Source organism: Herbaspirillum sp. UBA812 (assembly GCF_002296545.1).
Taxonomy (GTDB): domain Bacteria; phylum Pseudomonadota; class Gammaproteobacteria; order Burkholderiales; family Burkholderiaceae_D; genus Herbaspirillum; species Herbaspirillum huttiense.
Window position 1 is genome coordinate 1 of the sequence record NZ_DBIC01000371.1, and the last position, 20,194, is coordinate 20,194.

Sequence of the window (20,194 nt, forward strand, 5' to 3'; positions counted from 1 at the left end):
GCCGGGCCGCCCCCGGCGCGTCCTCCCGACCGGAGAAAGAGCACAATTAAGCTAGAGCGCAGGAAAGATTTCCGTGCAGACTGCCCAAAACCTAACAACCAGAAAAGCAAACAGCCAAGACAACAAAAACCAAAAAACCAAAAATCAACTAAGGAAAGAAGAAAACATTCTTAGCCACAAAGAGAACGGAGCGCTCTAATAACGCCAAAGCGAAAAAATGCAAAAGGAAACTCTGGCATGTCATTAGAACTCTTCTGGTTTCTCCCCACGTCGGGCGACACACGCTACCTGGGCAAATCCGATTTCGGCCGAGCGCCCACGCTGGACTATATGCGCCAGATCGCGGTGACCAGCGAAACGCTGGGCTACGATGGATTGTTGATCCCGACGGGAGCGTCCTGCCTGGACCCATGGGTAGTGGCTGCCAGCCTGGTCCCGGTGACTCGGCGCATCAAGCTGCTGGTAGCGCTGAGGACCTCACTGGGCGGCCCCGGCCCGTCGGCAAGGCAAGCCGCAACACTGGACCAGGCCCTGAACGGCCGCCTCCTGCTCAACGTGGTGCCTGGAGGAGATGCCACGGAACTGGAAGCCGACGGCGTCTTCCTGAAACACGACGAACGCTACGAAGCTGCCGACGAATACCTCACCATCTGGCGCAAACTGCTGCAGGGCGAGACCGTCAACTACGAAGGCAAGCACTTCCGCATCCGCAACGGCCAGCTGTTCCATCCGGCGATACAACAGCCCTACCCGCCGCTGTATTTCGGCGGCTCCTCCCCTGCTGCGCACGACCTCGCCGCCAAGCACGTCGATGCCTACCTAACCTGGGGCGAACCACCCGCCGCCGTCAAACAGAAGATCGAAGATGTACGCGAACGCGCCGCCAAGCAAGGCCGCACAGTAAGATTCGGCGTACGCCTGCATGCCATCGTGCGCGAAACCACGGCCGAAGCCTGGGCCGACGCCGAACGCCTCATCAGCAAACTCACCGACGAAGACATTGCCCGCGCCCAGCAGAACTACGCCAAGATGGATTCAGTGGGACAACAAAGAATGGCCGCCCTGCACGGCGGCCGCCGCGACAAACTGGAAATCGCCCCCAACCTGTGGGCCGGCGTGGGCCTGGTACGCGGCGGTGCCGGCACCTCCCTGGTGGGCGATGCAGCCACCGTCGCCGAACGCCTGCAGGAATATGCGGACCTGGGCGTGGACACCTTCGTCCTCTCCGGCTACCCGCACCTGGAAGAAGCGATACGCTTTGCCGAACTGGTCTTCCCCCTGCTGGGCAAGAACGCCGTCACCTTGCGTGACCGCGCCCAAACCGGCGGCGCCTTCGATATCCGCGCCGCCGCATCGGCTTCCTGAACGCAAGAGCGCGTCAGGAAATCAGCTTGATGTAACCCGCCGCATCAAGAAAGCCTTCAACCGAAAATGGCGCGGCCGGCTTGAGCTTGAAGATCCATTGCTCATACGGCGCGCCATTGATGGCATCAGGCGACTCCACCAGCAGCTCGTTGATGGCGACCACCTCGCCATCAACAGGCGCATGCAAATCCGACGCCGTCTTGTTGGATTCGACGATGCCCGACTCGGCCCCCTTCGCCAACACCTTGCCCACCGCCGGCATATCGACATACACCAGCGGCCCCAACTGCTCCTGGCCAAAATCGGTAATGCCGATGGTCAGCGTGCCATCGTCTTCAAGCTTGACCCACTCATGGGTCTCGGCATAGACCAGATGATCCGGAATGTGCATCACTGTCTCCTCATGGAAATAATTTACTTGGCCTCGGCCTTGCTGCCATCAGCAAACACCGGCTCGCCCAGATTGAGCATCAGGCGATTGGCCCAGGCAAAGATGGCCACCGAGTGAATCAGGTCCAGCACTTCCAGTTCACTCAAGCCCACGTCAACCAAGGCCTTGATCTGCGCCGCCCCGATCTCGCCCGGCGTCTCGGTCAGCTCGGCCGAGAACTTGGCAATGGCCTGCTCGCGTGCATCCACACCGGCACCGTAAGGCGTATCGAACACCTGGCGCACCGTATCGTTACGCTTGGCCAGCTGCTCGAAACGCTGCGCATGAACGGAAGCGCAATACACGCAGCCATTGATGCGAGAAACCACCAGCGAACCCAATTCGCGCTCCGCACGCGAGAGGCCGCCCGGCGCATACATGATGGCGTTGAAGGCCGCCGAACGCTGGCGCAGGATGTCAGGCTGATGCGCCAGGAACAGGTAGTAGTCCGACGTCTTGGCCTTGGGATGGCTTTCTTCCAGCACCTTGACCTGGTCTTCGCTGGCCGCCTCCAGCTGGATCACGTCCAGCCAGGCATCCCATTCCAGGGTCTCGTTGGTAAAACCGTTGGCCTTGATGATCTCGCTCATGCCGACTCTCCTTGTTGGGCCGCCGCAGCACGCATGGCCTTCAGGCCCGCGACCACGCGCAATTGATAGGACACGAAGGCGATCAGCTGCGACAGTGCCACCACCGCCGGCGTGCTGATGCCCGCGGCCGGCAGCTTTTCAATGGCAGCCTTGTCGCCTTCCACCGGACGCTGCGTCAGCGCACGCGTGAAGACCAGCATGGCGCGCAGGCGCCCTTGCGGCAATTGCTCGGGCTCACCGCTATCAGCCGCAGCCAGTTGCGCCGCATCGGCCGGCACCGCTTCTGCACGCGCGCGGTAATGCGCGGCCAGATCGGATGCGCCAGCCAGGCGGCAGGCGTAGAGCGCCACCAGCAGGCGCTCATCCAGGCCGATGCCTTCCAGGGCCGGGTCGAACAGCGTGTCATAACTGCCCTGTGAAGCCACGGCCACCTTGTCGCGCTGATGGCGCAGGCCGTGCAGGGGGCTGCCAGCGGCCAGGCCGGCCAGCTGGTCGATGACATCCTTGCTGATGTCGTAGACGGGGGTACTCATGCGTTTTCCTTTGTGGATGAATGCCTGGCCAGCGCGTCGCGCAGGAAGTGCTGCGCCTGCTGCCAGGCGTCGAGATCGGCGCGGGCATTGGCGGCGGGTTCGCCGCCACCGGTACTGATGCGCCCCGACACCGGATGCGCATACGTGGTCTGCGTGGTCGGGACGAAGGGGAACAGGATCGAATGGCCGGCATGCGCATAATTGCGCCACACCACCGGCCACGGGTGGGACACTTCGGCCAGCTTGTCCTTGACCATCGCGCAATACAGGCTGGAGGGCCAGGAGCCATCATCGGTAGCCGACAGCAGCAGCACCGGTCCGGCGATCTTCTCCACCGGAATGCGGGCGCGCGCCACCGCTTCCTCGTCCTGCAAGGCAGTGAGCATGGCCAGCTCATGGCGATGCGGTGCCGGGCCTTCGTCAAACGGTGCCCAGCTGGCCGTGCGGTTGTCCTGCCATTGATGCGGCAAGGGCTGGCCGCGCAGCAGCCAGGTCGGGCCTTCGCGTCCCACGGCCGGATCGGCTGCATTCTGGCCGCTGTGTACCAGCGCACTGGGCACAGTGGCCAGCACCGCCGACACCTTCTGCGGGAAGGTCGCCCCCAGCAGCAGCACCAGCTCGCCACCGCGCGACTGGCCGCTGACGGCAACGAAATCGTGCAGCGGTTGTACCTCGGCACGCAGCCAGTCCAGTCCGCGTTCGAAATACTCCAGCGGTGTATTGGAAATGTAATCCGACAGGCCCGGTGCCTTGAAATACGCCAGCGCAAACGCAGCCACCCCGCGCGAGGCAAACAGCGCCGCACGCGGTTCGTTGATGCCGCCACCGGAACCATTGAGGATCATCACCGCCGGATGCGGTCCCGGCGTGGCCGGCAGGAACAGCGTACCGACCAGCCCCTCCTCCCGTACCTCGCGCCGGGCCACCCCGGCAGCGGCCAGCCGCTGTACCAGTTCGGTACTGGCTGGCGCGCACGGTGCCAGGCCCGGCTGGTCCAGCGAGGAAACGGTCAACGTGGTCACCAGCGGAGCCATGACATCGGCGTGGAAGTTGTCGCGACAGCCGGCTTGCACCGGTTTCTGCGACCACAGCAAACCCATCGGATCGATGCCGTAGTAATCGCCATCGATGGCCGAGTTCATGCTCACGTCAACGTGGCCATAGGCATCGGCGATGTAGCACGCCGTACTGCGCCACTCCGCGCCGTTGCGCAGGGTGGAGGAAGAGATGCGCACCGGCTCGCCCGGATGCGCACCCCGCACGATGATGCGGCGGGGTACGTCGATCAGGTCGTCAGACGGGCTGACCTCGATGGAGAAGTTGGGCATGGCCTTTTACTTCTTGTCTTGGGTCACCATCATGGCGGTGGTGCGGTCGCTGCTGATGGGGGTGACCTTCAGGCCCTTCTTGGCGGCCCAGATGTTCTGGTAGTGGTACAGCGGGATCACGCCAACCTCATCCGAGACGGTCTTGGCCGCGCTGCGCAGGATGGCTTCACGCTTGGCGGCATCGAACTCGGCGGTCGAATCGGCCAGGGCCTTGTCCACGGCCGGGCTGCTGTAGTGGTTCCAGTTGGAAGCGCCAATGCCCTTCTTGGGATCGACCGTGCCCAGCACGTTGACCAGCGCGTAACTGGCTTCGCCAGTGCCGTTACCCCAGGCCAGTACCGAGACGGCGAACTCGTTCTTGTTGGCACGCGAGGAGTAGGACGCCCACGGCAGCACTTCGACCTGAGTCTTGATGCCGATGCGGGTCCAGAACTGCGCCACGGCCTGCATGGTTTCCGGTGCTTGCGGATAGCGATCGTTGGGCACGTGCAGCGTCAGCTTGAAACCTTCCGGGAAACCGGCCTCGGCCAGCAGCTTCTTGGCTTGCGCGGCGTCGAAGGGAATGTTCTTGATCTCCGGGTTGTAGCCGAAGGTATCGGCCGGCATCCACTGGTTGGCCTCGGTGGCCGCACCCTGCAGGATGCGGTCGATCAGGGCCTTGCGGTTGATGGCCAGCGACATGGCGCGGCGCACGCGCACGTCCAGCAGCGGATTCTTCTCCAACTGCTTGCCGTTGTTGTCGGTGATGAAGGGGCTGGGGCCTTCATGGAAGCTCGGCTGGATCAGCAGCACGCGCAGTCCGTTGTATGGGTAGACCTTGACGTTGGGCGACTGCTTCAGCTTGGCCAGGTCGGACACCGACACCTTGTCGATCACGTCCACGTCGCCCGACAGCAGCGCGGCGGTACGGGCTGCGCCATTGTTGATGTAGCGGTAGTTGACCTTTTCCCACAGCGGCTTGCCGTTCCAGTAGTTGTCGTTACGCTGCATCACCACGCGGTCGCCCGGGGTGTAGGCGACGAACTTGTAGGGACCGGTACCGACCACGGCCGCGCCGCTGTTGTAGTTCTCGGTGGTGGACTTCTCGCCCACGTGCTTGCTGACGATATGCACCGAGGCCAGGTTCAGCGGCAGGTCCGGGTTGGGGATGTTGGTCTTGATGACCAGGGTCAGCGGGTCCTTGGCAGTGACCGATTCCACGGTGCGCAGGTAGCCGGCGAAGGTGGCCACGCTGCCCGGTACAGCACGGGCGCGCTGGTAGGAGAAGATCACATCGTCAGCGGTGAAGGGCTTGCCGTCCTGCCACTTGACGTTGGGGCGCAGCTTGAATTCCCAGGTCTTGGGGTCGATGTTCTTCCAGCTCACGGCCAGGCCGGGGACCAGCTTGTTGTAATCGTTCTGGACCAGCAGGTCCCAGAAATGCAGGTCCACCGAACGGTCGCCGGCGTGGTTGTTGAGCTGCGGATCCAGCGAGGAGAGCGGATCGGCAAAGGCGATGTTGAGGTTCTGCGCGTGCGCGGCATCGGCAGCCAGTGCCGCACCGGTCAGGGCGACGGCCAGCAGGCGGGTCAGGAGGGTCTTCTTCATGGTCGGGTTCCTCTGTGGTCAGGGTGGAAGCACTGCGGGGTTGCCAAGTTCTTGACTGCTCGGTTCTTCGTTTCTGTCGTTTCTATCGTTTCACATCATCTCAGCGGCCATCATTGAGATGGCAGGCACTCAGGTGCCCCGGTGCGATCTCGCGCAACAGCGGCTGCTCTTCACGGCAGCGTTGCGTGGCATGCGGGCAGCGCGGATTGAAGTGGCAGCCGGTCGGCGGGTTCAGCGGACTGGGGATCTCGCCCTTGATGGCGGTGAATTCCTTCTTGCGCGCGCCCATGCGGGGCACCTCGGCCAGCAGCGCCTGCGTATAGGGGTGATTGGGCTGGCCGAACAGTTCGCCCACCGGCGCACTCTCCACCACGCGGCCCAGGTACATGATGACCACGCGGTCCGACACGTGCTCCACCACGCCCAGGTCATGGCTGATGAAAAGATAGGTCAGTCCCAGTTGCTCGCGCAGATCCATGAAGAGATTGAGGATCTGCGCCTGGATCGACACATCCAGCGCCGCCACGGCCTCGTCGCACACCAGCATCTGCGGCTGCACCGCGAGCGCGCGCGCAATGCCGATGCGCTGGCGCTGGCCGCCGGAGAACTGGTGCGGATAACGGTCGCGCAGGGCGGGATCGAGACCGGCGCGCAGCAACTGCTGGCAGACATAGGCATCGAGGTCGCCCTCGACCTTTCCGTTCACTTGCGCCGCTTCGCCCACGATCTGGTCGATGCGCAAACGCGGATTCAGGCTGGCATAGGGATTCTGGAAAATCATTTGCACCTGCAGCCGGGCCTCGGCTTCTTCCTTGCTGCTGAGGCTGGCGCGGTCGCGGCCGTTGACCAGCACCTGGCCATCGGAAGGATCGAGCAGGCCGCAGGCCACCCGGCCCAGCGTGGACTTGCCGCAGCCGGATTCACCGACCAGCCCCACCACTTCACCCGGCAAGACCTTCAGGTCCACCTGGTCCAGCGCATGGGTGACGGCCGGCGGGCGGCTCCAGCCGCGCGCCTGCAACTGGCGTTCCAGCCAGCCCTGGCGGCGCTCGCCGAAGCGACGGCTGACGGCACGGGTTTCGATCAGGGGAATGACGGCCTTATCCATGGTGCTCGTTGCTCTGTGTGCTCGGGGTCGGGTGATAGCAGCGCACCCGGTGCGCCGGCAGCGGTTCGCTGATCGCCGGGGCCACCAGGCACTGCTGGGAAAGGCGCTCGCAGCGTGCAGCAAAGGCGCAGGTCGGCGGCAGGTGCAGCAAGTTGGGCGTCATCCCGGGAATCTGGCGCAGCCGCGCACCGCGCTGGTTGTTGCTGGGCAGGCTGCCGATCAGGCCTTGCGTGTAGGGGTGCAGCGGCGCATCGAGCACCGCATCCACACTGCCCTGCTCGACGATGCGCCCGGCATACATCACCGCCACTTCATCGGCCAGTCCGGCCACCACCGACAGGTCGTGCGTGATCCAGATCAGGGCGGTACCGTGCTGGCGCGCCAGCTTCTGCACTTCAGACAGGATCTGCGCCTGGATGGTCACATCCAGGGCCGTGGTCGGTTCATCGGCAATGATGAGGTCGGGCTTGTGCAGCATCGCGATGGCAATGGCCACACGCTGGCGCATGCCGCCCGAGAGTTGATGCGGATAGGCCTGCAGCCGTTCTTCCGGACTGGCGATGCCCATCATGCCCAGGGTATCGCGCGCCAGTTCGCGTGCCTGCTGGCCGCTGACCTTGCTGTGCGCCAGCACGGCATCGACCATCTGCGCTTCCACCTTCAGGACCGGGTTCAGGGTCATCATCGGGTCCTGGAAAATCATGGCGATGCGGTTGCCCTGCAGTTCGCGCAAGGAGGTCTTGTCCATGCTGACCAGGTCGCGGCCCTGGAACAGGATCTCGCCGCCGACGATGCGGCCCGGCGCATCGACCATGCCGAGGATGGAAAATCCGGTCACGCTCTTGCCCGATCCGGATTCGCCCACGAGACCCAGAATGCGGCCACGGCCGACCGACAGCGAGACGTCATCGACCGCCGGCAACACGCCTTCGGGCGTGAAGAAATGCGTGCGCAGGTTGCGCACTTCAAGTGTGAGCGCGCTCATTTCTGCCACCGTGGATTGAGGATGTCGCGCAGGCGGTCGCCGACCAGGTTGATGGCCACGATCACCACCAGCAGCGTGATGCCGGGATAGAAACTGATCCAGTATTCGCCCGAGAGCATGTATTGGTAACCATTGGAGATGAGCAGGCCCAGCGAGGGTTCGGTGATCGGCACGCCCAGGCCGAGGAAGGACAGCGTCGCTTCCAGCGTGATGGCGCGTGCCACCTGCAGGGTGCCGATGACGATCAGCGGCGGCAGGCAGTTGGGCAGGATGTGGCGCACCATGATGCGCCAGGACGACAGGTTCAGTCCTCTTGCGGCTTCCACGTATTCCTTGCGCCGTTCCACCAGCGCCTGGCCGCGCGCAGTGCGCGCGTAATACGCCCACTCCAGTACCACCAGCGTGGCCATCACGTTGAAGATGCCCTTGCCGACGTAGGCCAGGATCAGCATCGCCACCAGGATGGAGGGGAAGGACAGCACCAGGTCGGCAAAGCGCATGAGTACCGTATCGACCTTGCCGCCCGCATACGCGGCGAGCAAGCCGATGAGCGTGCCGATCACGCCCGCGATCAGGGCCGAGCCCACACCGATGCCCACGCTGATGCGCAGGCCATAGATGATGGCCGAGAACAGGTCGCGTCCCTGACCATCAGTCCCGAGCCAGTAGGTAAACGTTCCATCACCATTGAGGGTACCTGGATGCTGGCGCGAGTCGAGGAAGTTCAACTGCGCCAGGTCATACGGATTCTGCGGCGTGATCCACGGTGCGGCAATGGCACCGACGATGAGCAGCAGCACGATCGCCAGCCCCAGCATGGCCGAACGCGAGGCCACGAAATGGCGCATCACGCGCCGCCAGGGAGACTCGCGGGGCGGGGCCTGGAAGGCCGACAGTTCGGCCACGCGGGCGCGCACCTGTTCTTGCGTCATGGTCACTTCGGTCTGCGGCGCGCTCATGCACGGGCCTCCACCCGCACGCGCGGATCCAGTAATTTGTAGAGCACGTCCACCACCAGGTTGATGGTGACGAACATGCAGACGATCACCATCAGGTAAGCCACGATGACCGGACGATCCAATGCATTGATGCTGTCCAGGATCAGCTTGCCCGCGCCCGGCCAGGCAAAGATGCTTTCTGTGACGACCGCAAAGGCAATGGTGGAGCCGAACTCCAGCCCAACCACGGTGACCAGCGGAATGAGCGTATTGCGCAGCACGTACATCAGTACCACGCGTGCCGGCGACAAGCCCTTGGCACGCGCAAACTTCACGTAGTCCATCGGCAGTACCTCACGCACATTGGCGCGGGTGAGGCGAATCACCAGCGAGATCTTGAACAGCGAGAGATTGATGGCCGGAAGGATCATGTGCCGCCAGCCATCAGCGGTCAGCCACGACCATTGCACGCCGAACAGTTCGGCAGTCTGGCCGCGTCCGCCCGAGGGCAGCCAGCCCAGCGTGACCGAGAAGGCCATGATCAGCATCAGCCCGATCCAGAAGGTCGGCAGCGAAAAACCGAAGATGCTGGTGGTCATGACCAGACGCGAGAACGGATGATCCGGCTTCATGCCAGCAAACAGCCCCAGCGGCACGCCCACTGCCAGGGCCAGCAGCAATGCGGCCACAGCCAGTTCCAGCGTGGCCGGCAGGCGCTGGAAGATCAGCAGGATGGCCGGGGTGTTGTAGACGAAACTGTTGCCCAGGTTGCCGTGCAGCGCGCCATTGAGGAAGGCCAGGTACTGGCGCCACACCGGCTGGTCCAGTCCCAGTTCCTTGATGATGCGCAGGCGGTCCACCTGGTCGACGTCCTGGCCGATCAGGATATCGACCGGGTTGCCGATCATGTGCAGGCCGAAGAAGACGATCACCGTCATCAACAGCACCACCATCAGCGCCTGCAGCACGCTCTTTGCGATGGCCCCACTCATGCGGGCAGCTCCCACGGGGATTCGGTCCACTCGTCGCCTTCCAGTTCCGGTTCTTCATAGGACTGGATGTTGCGGTAGTGGTAGTCGATGTCCTCGCTGTACATCAGCGCGGCAATGCCCTGCGCCAGGCGGTAGGCTCCATCGCTGATGGCCGGGATGTCGCCGGAGACCGTGCCATGGCTGGCAGCGGCCGGATAGCAGAAGCAGTGCACACGCTCCAGTCCCGGCAGGCTGCCCGGCGTCTTCTGCTGGAACTCGAACACCGGGCCCAGGTAGGGCGAGTCGGCCAGTTCCTGATCCTCTTCACCGGCGGGCGGAGTGTAGCGGTCGCTCCAGTTGAGGACGTGCGGGGCGATGTCCCTGAATTCGCTGCGCAGGCTCCAGTCGATCTTGAAACCGGTGGAAAAGAACAGGAAATCCAGTTCCAGCGGACCACGATTGGTCTGCAGCAACAGCGTCCCATCCGGCTTGACCTCAACGGATTCGATCGCCGTGCCCAGCAGGAAGCGGGCATTGGCAAAGCGCGAGACCCGGCGCGTGCTGCCCGATGGCGGCGGCACTTGCTGGGCGTTGACGTAATGGCGGATGCGCCACTTCCATTCGTCCGGCAGGTGCAGATGGCCGTTGACCAGGCCGGGGCTACCCGACCCTTTGCCCTTGTTGATGCGCGGCAGGTCCTTGCGTCGGATCAGCAGGTCCACGCGTGCGGCCCCCTCTTCCAGCACGGTCGCGGCGCTGTCCATGGCCGACGCGCCACCGCCGATCACGCCAACGCGCTTGCCCTTCAGACTGGCGTAGTCGAACAGGTCGGAAGAATGCGCCCAGCGGTCACGTGGCAGTTGCGCCGCCAGCGGCGGCAGGAAGGCACCACCCAGGCCGTCGCGGCCGGTGGCCACCACCACGCGGCGCGCCAGCACGGTCGAAGTACCCGCAGGCGATTGCAGCTGCAGTGCCACGATGCCGTCGGCGCGCGGCTGCACGGCCAGCACGCGATGTTCGTTGCGGATATCGAGCTGCATGACGCGGCGGAACCAGCGCAGGTAATCCATCCATTGCAGGCGCGGGATCTTGTCCAGCGCTTCCCAGGCCTCCAGCCCGAACTGGGCCTCGAACCAGGCGCGGAAGGTCAGCGCCGGGAAGCCCAGCGCCGGGCCGGTCAGGGTCTTGGGGGAACGCAGGGTTTCCATGCGCGCAGTGGTGGCCCAGGGGCCTTCGAAGTCCTTGGGCGACTGGTCATAGATCACATTGGGAATGCCCAGGTGCGACAGCGCCACCGAAGCGGCCATGCCGGCCTGGCCGCCACCGATGATGGCCACGTCGATCACCGGCACGCCGTCGCGCTCGATGGCCGGAGTCCAGGACTTGCCGGGCAGCGCCAGCCATTGCAGGTCCTGGCGTACGCGCGCCTCCAGGGCGGCCAGTCCTTGCGGGGGAGCAACGGGGATCAGGGTCGGTTCGATGTCGTGCATAGCGCCTCGTCAAAAGCATGAAGAGACGTCGCCGGCACAGGCCTGCGATCGTCTCGATTCGGGTTTTGTGATGCAACGCCCTTCCCGGTTGACGCTGCTTGCTTGGGTTTTACTACACTGCTACTGCGAAATCATTTACAACAATTCATCATGCAGGCTGGCATCGCGCTTGACGAAGCCCTGCAAGGTGCTGCGGGCGGCCTTTTCCACGGCATCGATCAGGCGTTGCGTGACGCCCTCGACCGGCTTGCCATAGGGCGTGACCACGCCAAAGTAAAACGGAATCTCCACCGCCAGGCGCTTGACCACCATGCCCTCGATGGGCATGCCGTAGGCCGTGGCCGGCTCCACCAGCGCCACCCCCAGCCCGGCGCGGGCCGCCATGATGGCGTTGAAGGAGGTGTTGGTATCGATGGCGACGTCGAGCTGGCTGTCCTCGCCCAGCGCCAGTTCCACGCGCTGGCGCAGGCGATAGCGGTTGGACATGGTGATGACGCGCTGGCCGCGCAGCGCGGCGCGGGTGAGCTTGTCCTTGCCCGCCAGCGGATGGTCGGCGCGCACCACCGCCACGCAGGGCGCTTCGCCGATCCAGTGCAGGTCCAGCCCGCGATGGGCCACCGGCAGCGAGGTCAGCCCCAGGCTGACGGTACGATGCAGGACCGCATGCACGACCTGCTCGGCTGACGCGCTGCGCAGGTGGACGTGTTCGGGGAAGGCGCGCTCCTTGTCGGCGGCCAGCAATTGCAGGGCCGCCGGCGCGATGGTGGAGGCCAGCGCGGGGGTGGCAACCAGATGGACGGGATGGACTTCTTCACGGGCGATTTCCTGCGCCCGTTCGCGGATGCTGCGCAGGCCCACCAGCGAGCGCTCCACCTCTTCGTAGAGCAGGAAGGCCTTGGCCGTAGGCGTGACACGCGGACCATTGCGGTCGAACAGGGCGTAGCCCAGCTCGGCTTCCAGTTCGCCGATGGCCTTGCTGACGGCAGGCTGCGACCGCCCCAGGCTGCGGCCGGCACCGGTCACGCTCCCCAGGGTCATTACGGCCGCAAATGCCTCCAGCTGATTCAGATCCATCGAAATCGCTTTCCTTGATCAAGGTCCTTGCATATGATTTTCGAATTATAGGTTTGCTTGTATTCTATTTCAGTATAATAATTTTGTATAAGCAAATGCATGGGGCGGCATGTGACCGGGAATCCCGCTGTCCTCCTGTCTTGCGGCCTGGCCGATCGGGATGCCTGTGGGCAATTTTCGAAAATCGTATATACAAATGAGCGCAAAGTCGTTTTCCAAATAAGGTAACCAGCGTTACTGTAGATACCGGCCCCTGGCCACCCTGCTCAACTGGAACTCTCTGGACTCTCCGGAACACCGTCATGAACGCCCCTGCTCCCTGTCGCCCGCCGGCGGATCTTCGCTTCCCCATCTACCTGGACTATGGCGCTACCACGCCGGTCGATCCGCACGTGGCGCGTGTCATGTGCGACTTCCTCACCGAGAAATTCGGCAATGCGGCCAGCAGCTCCCATCCCTTTGGCTGGGAAGCACGGCGCGCGGTGGACAAGTCGCGTGCCCAGGTGGCCGGTCTGGTCGGTGCCCGTCCCGATGAAATCATCTGGACCTCGGGCGCGACCGAATCCAACAACCTCGCCCTGAAAGGCTGTGCCCACGCGCTGCGCGCCCAGGGGCGCGGCAAGCACCTCATCACGGTGGCCACCGAACACAAGGCCGTGCTGGACACCATGCATACGCTGGAAAAGTCCGGCTTCGAGGTCACCTACCTGCAGCCCGGTGCCGATGGCCTCATCACGCCGGCCCAGTTCCGTGCGGCCTTGCGGCCGGACACGCTGCTGGCCTCGGTGATGTATGTCAACAACGAGATCGGCGTGATACAGCCCATTGCCGAGCTGGGTGAACTGTGTGCCGAGCGCGGTGTGGTCTTTCACGTCGATGCGGTACAGGCGGCTGGCAAGATCGCCATCGACCTGCAGCAACTGAAGGTGGACCTGATGTCCTTCTCGGCGCACAAGGTCTATGGCCCCAAGGGCATAGGCGCGCTGTATGTCCGCCACAATCCGGCACTGAAGCTGGAAGCCCAGATCGACGGCGGCGGCCATGAGAACGGCATGCGCTCCGGCACCCTGGCCACGCACCAGATCGTGGGCATGGGCGAAGCCTTTGCCCTGGCCGGCGACTTGCTGGAAGAAGAAGGCCGCCGCATCCGCGCCCTGCGTGACCGCCTCTGGGCCGGCCTGGCGGACCTGCCGGGCGTGCAGTTGAATGGCAGCGCCGAGGCGCGCGTGCCGCACAACCTCAACGTGAGCTTCCCGCCCACACGCTACGGCACGCTGGGCAGCCAGTTGCTGGGCATTGCGGTGTCGGCCGGTTCAGCCTGCAATTCGGCCGCTTCCGCACCCTCCTTCGTGCTGCTGGCCATCGGCCGTTCGCCCGACGTGGCACGCAATGCCGTGCGTTTTTCGCTGGGGCGCGGCACGACCGAGGCCGAGATCGATTACGTCGTGGCCACCGTGCGGCAGGTGCTGGCGCATGAGGTCGAGACGGAACTGCTGGCGGCGCATTGAATCGGATGGGGCGGCGAGCTTAGTTTTCAGATAAGGTGCACGCCACCCCCATCATTCCCGATTGTTAGGTTTCAACTAGCTTTTTCTCTCATAAGCTAAGAACTTTTTATAAGTTCTCACGTGGGTCACGCCCGGTTAGACTCGGGGCCGTTTCCTTAGAACTGACCAACGTGATTCGCATCGAGCAACTCCACAAGACTTACCGTGCCGGCCAGCGCAACATCATCGCGCTGCAGGACATCAACCTGGACATCGCCCAGGGCGAGATCTTCGGCATCATCGGCCGCTCCGGCGCCGGCAAGAGTACCCTGATCCGCACCCTCAACGTCCTCGAACGCCCCGACAGCGGGCGCGTCCTGATCGACGGCGAAGACATCACCGGCCTGGGCCATGAAGCCCTGCTCGGCCTGCGCCAGCGCGTGGGCATGATCTTCCAGCATTTCAACCTGCTCAACGCCAAGACGGTGGCACAGAACATCGACTGGCCCCTCAAGATTACCGGCCGCTATACGCGCGAGCAGCGCGCCGCGCGCGTGACTGAACTACTGGCACTGGTGGGCCTGGACGCGCACCGCGACCAGTATCCGGCGCAACTGTCGGGCGGCCAGAAGCAGCGCGTGGGCATCGCCCGGGCGCTGGCCAACTCACCGCGCCTGCTGCTGTGCGACGAAGCCACCTCGGCGCTGGACCCGGAGACCACCCAGTCCATCCTGCGCCTGCTGCTGGACATCAACCGCAAGCTGGGCCTGACCATCGTGCTGATCACGCACGAGATGGAAGTCATCCGCAGCATCTGCGACCGCGTCGCCGTGCTGGACCAGGGTGCGGTGGCCGAACAGGGCCGCGTGGTCGACATCTTCCTGCGCCCGCAGCATGCCGTGACACGTTCGCTGCTGGCCGAAAGCCACGCCTGGGATGCCAGCGATACGCTCTACCAGCGCCGCCCCGATGGCGCGCTGGTGCGCCTGACCTATGCCGGTGAAGTGGCGGCACAACCCATCCTGTCGCAACTGACGGCGGCGACCACCGCGCTGGCCACCATCGTGCGCGGCACCGTCTCGCGCATCAAGGACACGCCCTACGGGCAATTGCTGGTGGAATTCTCCGGCGGTGACGAAGCCGTCGCACAAGTCCTGGCGCGCTTGCGCGACTCCGGCATCGATCATGAGGTGCTGGCATGAGCGCGCTGTCTTCCCTGTCTGCCCTGGTGGGCCAGATCGACCTGTCGGTCATCGACTGGAGCGAGGTTGGCGACGCCACCGTGGAAACCCTCGCCATGACCGGCGGCTCGCTGTTCTTCACGGTCTTGCTGGGACTGCCGCTGGGCATTCTGCTGTTCCTGACCAACCGCGGCCAGTTGCTGGAACAACGTGGGCTGTACTGGGTGCTGTCGCTGGTGGTCAACGTGCTGCGCTCGGTGCCCTTCCTGATTCTGCTGATCCTGCTGATCCCCTTCACGCTGTGGCTGGTGGGCACCTCGCTGGGCGTGACCGGCGCCATTCCGCCGCTGGTGATCGGTACCGCTCCCTTCTTTGCCCGCCTGACCGAAAGCGTGCTGCGCGAAATCGACCGCGGCATTCTCGAAGCCTGTACCGCCATGGGGGCCCGGCGTCGCCAGATCATTTTTGGCGCGCTCTTGCCCGAAGCCCTGCCGGGCTTGCTGGCGGCGGTGACCATCACCGCGATCACCCTGATGTCGTATGCCGCGATGTCGGGCGTGATCGGTGGCGGTGGCCTGGGCGACCTGGCCATTCGCTATGGCTACCAGCGCTTCCAGACCGAAGTGATGGTGGTCACGGTGGCCATCCTGGTGGTGCTGGTGCAGTTGCTGCAGTTCTTTGGCGACCGCCTGGTGCTGCGCTTCACCCGCAAGTAAGGCAGTAACGAACGGCAGTCCATGTTTTCCGGGTGCGCTCCCCACGAGGGACGCTCCCACACCACGTCAACCGACGTTCAATCGATAGTCATTACAAAAGAATGGAGAGAACCATGATCCGCAAACTGATCCCTCAACTGGTGGCCGGTGCCGCCCTGGCCTTCAGCGTTGGCGCCCACGCCGCCGACAAGCTGGTGATTGCCGCCACACCCGTGCCGCATGCCGAGATCCTGGAACACATCAAGCCGGCCCTGGCCAAGGAAGGCATTGAGCTGCAGGTGAAGGTCTTCACCGACTACATCCAGCCGGCCGCGCAGACCAACGAGAAGCAGGTCGATGGCAACTTCTTCCTGCACCAGCCCTACCTGGACCAGTTCAAGAAGAGCCACAAGAACGACATCGAGGTGCCGGTGACCAAGGTCCACGTCGAGCCCTTCGCCGCCTACTCGCAGAAGTACAAGAAGGTCGCCGACATTCCTGACGGTGCCACCATCGCCATCCCCAATGATCCGTCCAACTCGGGCCGTGCCCTGTTGCTGCTGGCCCGCAATGGCCTGATCAAGCTCAAGGACAGCTCCAACATTTCCTCGACCCAGAAGGACATCGTGGAAAACCCCAAGAAGCTGAAGTTCCGCGCCCTGGAAGCGGCCACCCTGCCGCGCGTGCTGAACCAGGTCGACGTCGCCCTGATCAACACCAACTATGCGCTGGAAGCCAAGCTGAACCCGGTCAAGGATTCGCTGTTCATCGAAGATGCGAACTCGCCCTATGCCAACCTGCTGGTGGCGCGTGAAGACAACAAGGACAGCGCCGCCATCAAGAAGCTGGCCGCCGCCTTGAATACCCCGGATGTGAAGAAGTTCATCGAAGAGAAGTACAAGGGCGCCGTCGTTCCGGCCTTCTGATGCACTCGGGCAGACTGCACCGTCTCCCTGTCACACCGCCGGTGTGTCCCGCAGAGCCGGGACCACCGCAGAAGCGTGCATAGCGCCAGGCCGGTGTGTTTTACTGCAAGCCACGGAGTGATCCGTGGCTTTTTTTATGCGCCATTGAATCGACCGCTTTGACCTTAGCCATGAGCGGTCATCAAGGGACGGATCCGGGACTTGATGACCGGCAGCAGGTCCCGATAGGCGATGCGCACATCGTATTCTGACTGGAGATTAAGCCAGAACATTGGATCCATCTTGAAGTAAACGCCAAGGCGTACGGCGGTATCTACTGTCACGGGCCGCTTGCCGTTAATGATTTCACTGATGCGCGAAACCGGCACATCGATATCAGATGCGACGCGCGCGGCAGTCATTCCCATGGGCTTGATGAATTCCTCAAGCAGAATTTCGCCAGGGTGAATCTCTTCCAACTTTTTGCTCATGATGCCTTCCTAGTGATAGTCCACGATCTCGACATCGTGGGCCGCTCCATCTACCCATCTGAAACAGATACGCCACTGACCACTCACACGAATGCTGTGCTGCCCTTTGCGATCTCCCTTGAGCAGTTCGAGTCGATTGCCCGGCGGCACTCTCAATGCGCCCAGATCACGGGCACCATGGATCATCTGGAGCTTGCGCCGAGCCACCCGTTCGATATTGCGAAAACGGTGAACGGAGAAACTGTTGAAGAGCATCTCGGTTTCTGAACAGGCAAATGAATGAATCATCTGAATAAGGATTGTATAACGCGGGACGGATTCTGTTAAACAGAACCCGCCTGATAGAACACGCAATCCTAAGAGATGCCAGCGCCAAATATGGCTTTGTCAAAAAATTGAGTTCAGATATCAAAAATTATCGAGCACCGGGACAAGCGCAAACTTGGTGAACCCCCGCCCCAAGATCGCCCCTCCCCGCCCCGCCATCAGCCAGTCCCGATCGGCATGACGCCATGCCGGATCAGCATCGCCCGCATCGATGCAGCCAGCGTGCACGCTCGACCATCGTCAGTTTTCGCAGTAGCCGCACACCCGCTGGCATGGTCATTGCAAACCCGCCCGGCACGATATAGTCCATTCAACGAAAGGGATCACATGAAATTTGCCAAACCGGTGCTCGCCGTCTCGCTGGCCCTGCTGGGCCTGTCCACCCAAGTCGCGCAGGCGGATGCACTGGCCGATATCCAGAAGGCGGGCACGGTGCGCATCGCTGTGCCGCAGGACTTCGCCCCCTTCGGTTCGGTGACCTCCGACCTGCAGCTGCAAGGGCTGGATATCGACGTGGCCAAGCTGATCGCGCAGAAGATGGGCGTCAAGGTGCAGCTGGTGCCGGTGGCCAGCGCGAACCGCATCGCCTACCTGCAGACGCACAAGGCGGATCTGGTCATCTCCACCCTCGGCAAGAACGCCGAGCGCGAAAAGGTGATCGATTTCTCGCAATCCTATGCGCCCTACAACAACAGCGTCTTCGGGGTGGCCTCGGTACAGGTAAGCGGTCCGGCCGATCTGGCAGGCAAGACCGTGGGCGTGGCGCGCGGCACCTTCCAGGATCTGCAGCTCACCGACACCGCCCCGAAGAGCGCCACCATCAAGCGCTACGAAGACAACAATGCCATGATCTCGGCCTATGTCTCCGGCCAGGTGCAACTGGTCGGCACGGGCGATTTCGTGGCCTATGCACTGGCGGAGAAGGCACCGGGCAACAAGCCCGTGCTCAAGTACATCATCAATGAATCGAGCTGCAGCGTCGGACTCAACAAGGGCGAAGCCGCCCTGCTCGGCAAGGTCAATGAGGTCCTCACGGCAGCCAAGAAAAGCGGCGAACTCAATGCCATCGTGCAGAAATGGCTGAACGTCCCCTTGCCCGCCAAAATGGCCACTACCTTCCAGTAAGCAAAACGGCCCGCACTTCGATGCGGGCCGTTCACTGAGGGATGACTGCTTACTGATAAGTGGTCGCCATCTTCTCCGGCAGCGGCACGTTGAGCCACTTCTTGACGATGCCGTTGAGCTCCCCGCTCTTCTTGGAGGCGGTCAACGCTTCGTTGACCTTGGCCATGAGCGCCGGCTCTCCCTTGTTCATGCCCACATAGCAGGTCGAGACATTGATGATGTACTTCAGCAGCGGCTTGTTGTTGGGGGTCTTCTCCGCCAGCGCATAGGCCACGAAGTCGCCCGTACCGACGATCTGCACCTGTCCCGAGACATAGGCCGAGATCAGCCCGTTGTTGTCTTCATAGCGCTTGATGACCGTGCTCTTGGGCACGCTGTCGGTCAGCATCAGGTCCTCGAAGGTGGAACGAGCGACCCCGACAGTCTGGTTGGCCAGGTCGGCCGGGCCGGCAACCTTGATCGCGGCCACGCCGAAGACGCTGTTGTTGTAGGGCGCATAGCCCTGCGAGAAATCGATCACCTTTTCGCGCTCGGCATTCTTGCCCAGCGTGGAAATGATGAGATCGATCTTGTGCGTCTGCAGGAAAGCCATGCGGCTGGAGATCGGTACCGGCACCAGCTCGGCCTTCACGCCCAGACCCTTGGCCACCAGCTTGGCCACATCAATGTCCAGGCCCTGCAACTGCAGGTCGGACGTGACCGAGCCATAGGGCGCAAAGTCCTGCGGCACACCGATCTTGACCACACCGGCTTTCTGGATGTCAGCCAGGTTGTCGGCACAGGCGGTACCGGTGAGGGTGGCCAGAGCGGCCAGGGCGAGGATGGTCTTGACGAACTTCATGAGGGTTCCCTTGTTGTCGTGGATGTCGGACGTGGCGTGCAAAAACGGGGCAGCGTACAAACACTTAGAAAATCACGCGATTGACTATGCGCGCATTCCGGGGCCGTTGCTCAGGAGCAGGACCGCCAGCATGCCGTCCGAACTCTGCAAGGAGCATGCCAGCCGCCGGGGCTGGTGTAAATCATTTCCATGACCGCACTCTGCCCCGGAACTTTGATATCGCTCCGGATATCAGTCAGCGTACTGCATCAAGTTATAAGGTTTCCGAAAACAAGCATGCGAGGTCTGCATGCCCCCCAATGCACGTCCCCCGAGCGAAAGCCGGAACACAAGCCCATCCGCTGCAGGCATGGTAGCGGTACAAAATCTAAGCATTGTGAAACCTGTCCGCAAGGGCAAACCTTTAGAAATTCGCTTGACACGATCTCCAAGCAGGAATAAAAAGCGGGGGCATCGTTGCTGTTGCGATCCCGCCAAAGATCAGCCTCAGCATTCCCGCCCGATAAGAGCGGACAGATAAAAATCGTAAAATCGAAGAAATAAGTTCTTCTGTCTTTACGATCAAAGTTATATTGCCGCAGGCACTCTACCAACGTCATTCCAGATCAATCACAAGGGAGATACCCATGCCCAAGCGTTCCAAGACCATCGAGCCCGTCGTGGTAGTTCCGCCGCAATTCCTGACCGAACCGGATGGCTTCCTCAATGTTCCGGTGAGCCGCAAGACCCGCGATCACATCCAT

The 20,194-nt window shown here is 62.8% G+C and carries 20 protein-coding genes; 6 read left to right on the forward strand and 14 right to left on the reverse strand.

Annotation, left to right across the window (positions count from 1 at the left end; translation table 11 throughout):
- The first annotated feature begins 237 nt into the window (after positions 1 to 237).
- Positions 238 to 1,365 (forward strand): FMNH2-dependent alkanesulfonate monooxygenase, encoded by a 1,128-nt coding sequence (ssuD, locus tag B3873_RS24410; protein WP_286869587.1) that lies wholly within the window; start codon positions 238 to 240, stop codon positions 1,363 to 1,365.
- A gap of 13 nt (positions 1,366 to 1,378) precedes the next feature.
- On the opposite strand, the gene gcvH is transcribed toward ssuD, so the two are convergent.
- The 11 genes from gcvH to B3873_RS24465 all read right to left on the reverse strand — a co-directional run bounded on the left by gcvH (position 1,379) and on the right by B3873_RS24465 (position 12,399).
- Positions 1,379 to 1,756: a glycine cleavage system protein GcvH gene (gcvH, locus tag B3873_RS24415; protein WP_286869588.1), complete on the reverse strand. Its 378-nt coding sequence runs from the start codon at positions 1,754 to 1,756 to the stop codon at positions 1,379 to 1,381.
- Between the two features lie 23 nt (positions 1,757 to 1,779).
- On the reverse strand, positions 1,780 to 2,385 hold the full coding sequence (locus tag B3873_RS24420; protein WP_039786013.1) for a peroxidase-related enzyme: 606 nt from the start codon (positions 2,383 to 2,385) through the stop codon (positions 1,780 to 1,782).
- A complete protein-coding gene (locus B3873_RS24425; protein WP_039786014.1) occupies positions 2,382 to 2,918 on the reverse strand; it encodes a CMD domain protein in 537 nt (178 codons plus the stop codon). The genes B3873_RS24420 and B3873_RS24425 overlap by 4 nt, the downstream gene beginning before the upstream one ends.
- On the reverse strand, positions 2,915 to 4,246 hold the full coding sequence (locus tag B3873_RS24430; RefSeq protein WP_286869590.1) for an acyl-CoA thioesterase/bile acid-CoA:amino acid N-acyltransferase family protein: 1,332 nt from the start codon (positions 4,244 to 4,246) through the stop codon (positions 2,915 to 2,917). Before B3873_RS24430 ends, B3873_RS24425 begins: the two co-directional genes overlap by 4 nt.
- A 6-nt stretch (positions 4,247 to 4,252) precedes the next feature.
- On the reverse strand, positions 4,253 to 5,833 hold the full coding sequence (locus B3873_RS24435) for an ABC transporter substrate-binding protein (RefSeq protein WP_286869591.1): 1,581 nt from the start codon (positions 5,831 to 5,833) through the stop codon (positions 4,253 to 4,255).
- A 100-nt stretch (positions 5,834 to 5,933) separates the two neighbouring features.
- Positions 5,934 to 6,941: an ABC transporter ATP-binding protein gene (locus B3873_RS24440; protein ID WP_121038725.1), complete on the reverse strand. Its 1,008-nt coding sequence runs from the start codon at positions 6,939 to 6,941 to the stop codon at positions 5,934 to 5,936.
- Positions 6,934 to 7,926 (reverse strand): ABC transporter ATP-binding protein, encoded by a 993-nt coding sequence (locus B3873_RS24445; protein WP_134221889.1) that lies wholly within the window; start codon positions 7,924 to 7,926, stop codon positions 6,934 to 6,936. Before B3873_RS24445 ends, B3873_RS24440 begins: the two co-directional genes overlap by 8 nt.
- Positions 7,923 to 8,858 (reverse strand): ABC transporter permease, encoded by a 936-nt coding sequence (locus B3873_RS24450; RefSeq protein ID WP_414651572.1) that lies wholly within the window; start codon positions 8,856 to 8,858, stop codon positions 7,923 to 7,925. Before B3873_RS24450 ends, B3873_RS24445 begins: the two co-directional genes overlap by 4 nt.
- A gap of 23 nt (positions 8,859 to 8,881) precedes the next feature.
- On the reverse strand, positions 8,882 to 9,856 hold the full coding sequence (locus B3873_RS24455) for an ABC transporter permease (protein WP_039786022.1): 975 nt from the start codon (positions 9,854 to 9,856) through the stop codon (positions 8,882 to 8,884).
- Complete coding sequence (locus B3873_RS24460) at positions 9,853 to 11,325, reverse strand: NAD(P)-binding domain-containing protein (RefSeq protein ID WP_286869596.1); 1,473 nt, start codon at positions 11,323 to 11,325, stop codon at positions 9,853 to 9,855. The genes B3873_RS24455 and B3873_RS24460 overlap by 4 nt, the downstream gene beginning before the upstream one ends.
- A gap of 135 nt (positions 11,326 to 11,460) precedes the next feature.
- The gene (locus tag B3873_RS24465; protein ID WP_204725204.1) at positions 11,461 to 12,399 is read right to left on the reverse strand and encodes a LysR family transcriptional regulator; all 939 of its coding nucleotides are present in this window, start codon (positions 12,397 to 12,399) and stop codon (positions 11,461 to 11,463) included.
- Between the two features lie 302 nt (positions 12,400 to 12,701).
- Between B3873_RS24465 and B3873_RS24470 the strand changes: the two genes are divergently transcribed.
- From B3873_RS24470 to B3873_RS24485, 4 genes are all read left to right on the forward strand, one after another.
- On the forward strand, positions 12,702 to 13,907 hold the full coding sequence (locus tag B3873_RS24470; RefSeq protein WP_286869598.1) for an aminotransferase class V-fold PLP-dependent enzyme: 1,206 nt from the start codon (positions 12,702 to 12,704) through the stop codon (positions 13,905 to 13,907).
- Positions 13,908 to 14,077: 170 nt separating this feature from the next.
- Positions 14,078 to 15,088 (forward strand): methionine ABC transporter ATP-binding protein, encoded by a 1,011-nt coding sequence (locus B3873_RS24475; protein ID WP_286869600.1) that lies wholly within the window; start codon positions 14,078 to 14,080, stop codon positions 15,086 to 15,088.
- The gene (locus B3873_RS24480; protein ID WP_121038704.1) at positions 15,085 to 15,783 is read left to right on the forward strand and encodes a methionine ABC transporter permease; all 699 of its coding nucleotides are present in this window, start codon (positions 15,085 to 15,087) and stop codon (positions 15,781 to 15,783) included. The genes B3873_RS24475 and B3873_RS24480 overlap by 4 nt, the downstream gene beginning before the upstream one ends.
- Positions 15,784 to 15,896: 113 nt before the next feature.
- Positions 15,897 to 16,688 (forward strand): MetQ/NlpA family ABC transporter substrate-binding protein, encoded by a 792-nt coding sequence (locus tag B3873_RS24485; protein ID WP_286869602.1) that lies wholly within the window; start codon positions 15,897 to 15,899, stop codon positions 16,686 to 16,688.
- Between the two features lie 164 nt (positions 16,689 to 16,852).
- On the opposite strand, the gene B3873_RS24490 is transcribed toward B3873_RS24485, so the two are convergent.
- A complete protein-coding gene (locus tag B3873_RS24490) occupies positions 16,853 to 17,158 on the reverse strand; it encodes a HigA family addiction module antitoxin (protein ID WP_286869603.1) in 306 nt (101 codons plus the stop codon).
- A 9-nt stretch (positions 17,159 to 17,167) separates the two neighbouring features.
- Positions 17,168 to 17,446, reverse strand: a complete 279-nt coding sequence (locus tag B3873_RS24495; protein WP_084320031.1) for a type II toxin-antitoxin system RelE/ParE family toxin — start codon at positions 17,444 to 17,446, stop codon at positions 17,168 to 17,170.
- A gap of 366 nt (positions 17,447 to 17,812) precedes the next feature.
- On the opposite strand from B3873_RS24495, the gene B3873_RS24500 reads away from it, so the two are divergent.
- Entirely contained in the window at positions 17,813 to 18,610 is a 798-nt protein-coding gene (locus B3873_RS24500) for a transporter substrate-binding domain-containing protein (protein WP_034339564.1), read from the forward strand.
- A 49-nt stretch (positions 18,611 to 18,659) separates the two neighbouring features.
- Here the strand turns inward: B3873_RS24500 and B3873_RS24505 are convergent, their stop codons facing one another.
- Positions 18,660 to 19,451 (reverse strand): transporter substrate-binding domain-containing protein, encoded by a 792-nt coding sequence (locus B3873_RS24505; protein WP_134134890.1) that lies wholly within the window; start codon positions 19,449 to 19,451, stop codon positions 18,660 to 18,662.
- Positions 19,452 to 20,194: the final 743 nt, after the last annotated feature.

Bases quoted from the DNA above. Each gene is read 5' to 3' on its own strand.
- ssuD (WP_286869587.1), top strand. From the start codon at position 238: ATGTCATTAGAACTCTTCTGGTTTCTCCCCACGTCGGGCGACACACGC.
- gcvH (WP_286869588.1), bottom strand. From the start codon at position 1,756: ATGCACATTCCGGATCATCTGGTCTATGCCGAGACCCATGAGTGGGTC.
- B3873_RS24420 (WP_039786013.1), bottom strand. From the start codon at position 2,385: ATGAGCGAGATCATCAAGGCCAACGGTTTTACCAACGAGACCCTGGAA.
- B3873_RS24425 (WP_039786014.1), bottom strand. From the start codon at position 2,918: ATGAGTACCCCCGTCTACGACATCAGCAAGGATGTCATCGACCAGCTG.
- B3873_RS24430 (WP_286869590.1), bottom strand. From the start codon at position 4,246: ATGCCCAACTTCTCCATCGAGGTCAGCCCGTCTGACGACCTGATCGAC.
- B3873_RS24435 (WP_286869591.1), bottom strand. From the start codon at position 5,833: ATGAAGAAGACCCTCCTGACCCGCCTGCTGGCCGTCGCCCTGACCGGT.
- B3873_RS24440 (WP_121038725.1), bottom strand. From the start codon at position 6,941: ATGGATAAGGCCGTCATTCCCCTGATCGAAACCCGTGCCGTCAGCCGT.
- B3873_RS24445 (WP_134221889.1), bottom strand. From the start codon at position 7,926: ATGAGCGCGCTCACACTTGAAGTGCGCAACCTGCGCACGCATTTCTTC.
- B3873_RS24450 (WP_414651572.1), bottom strand. From the start codon at position 8,858: ATGACGCAAGAACAGGTGCGCGCCCGCGTGGCCGAACTGTCGGCCTTC.
- B3873_RS24455 (WP_039786022.1), bottom strand. From the start codon at position 9,856: ATGAGTGGGGCCATCGCAAAGAGCGTGCTGCAGGCGCTGATGGTGGTG.
- B3873_RS24460 (WP_286869596.1), bottom strand. From the start codon at position 11,325: ATGCACGACATCGAACCGACCCTGATCCCCGTTGCTCCCCCGCAAGGA.
- B3873_RS24465 (WP_204725204.1), bottom strand. From the start codon at position 12,399: ATGGATCTGAATCAGCTGGAGGCATTTGCGGCCGTAATGACCCTGGGG.
- B3873_RS24470 (WP_286869598.1), top strand. From the start codon at position 12,702: ATGAACGCCCCTGCTCCCTGTCGCCCGCCGGCGGATCTTCGCTTCCCC.
- B3873_RS24480 (WP_121038704.1), top strand. From the start codon at position 15,085: ATGAGCGCGCTGTCTTCCCTGTCTGCCCTGGTGGGCCAGATCGACCTG.
- B3873_RS24485 (WP_286869602.1), top strand. From the start codon at position 15,897: ATGATCCGCAAACTGATCCCTCAACTGGTGGCCGGTGCCGCCCTGGCC.
- B3873_RS24490 (WP_286869603.1), bottom strand. From the start codon at position 17,158: ATGAGCAAAAAGTTGGAAGAGATTCACCCTGGCGAAATTCTGCTTGAG.
- B3873_RS24495 (WP_084320031.1), bottom strand. From the start codon at position 17,446: ATGATTCATTCATTTGCCTGTTCAGAAACCGAGATGCTCTTCAACAGT.
- B3873_RS24500 (WP_034339564.1), top strand. From the start codon at position 17,813: ATGAAATTTGCCAAACCGGTGCTCGCCGTCTCGCTGGCCCTGCTGGGC.
- B3873_RS24505 (WP_134134890.1), bottom strand. From the start codon at position 19,451: ATGAAGTTCGTCAAGACCATCCTCGCCCTGGCCGCTCTGGCCACCCTC.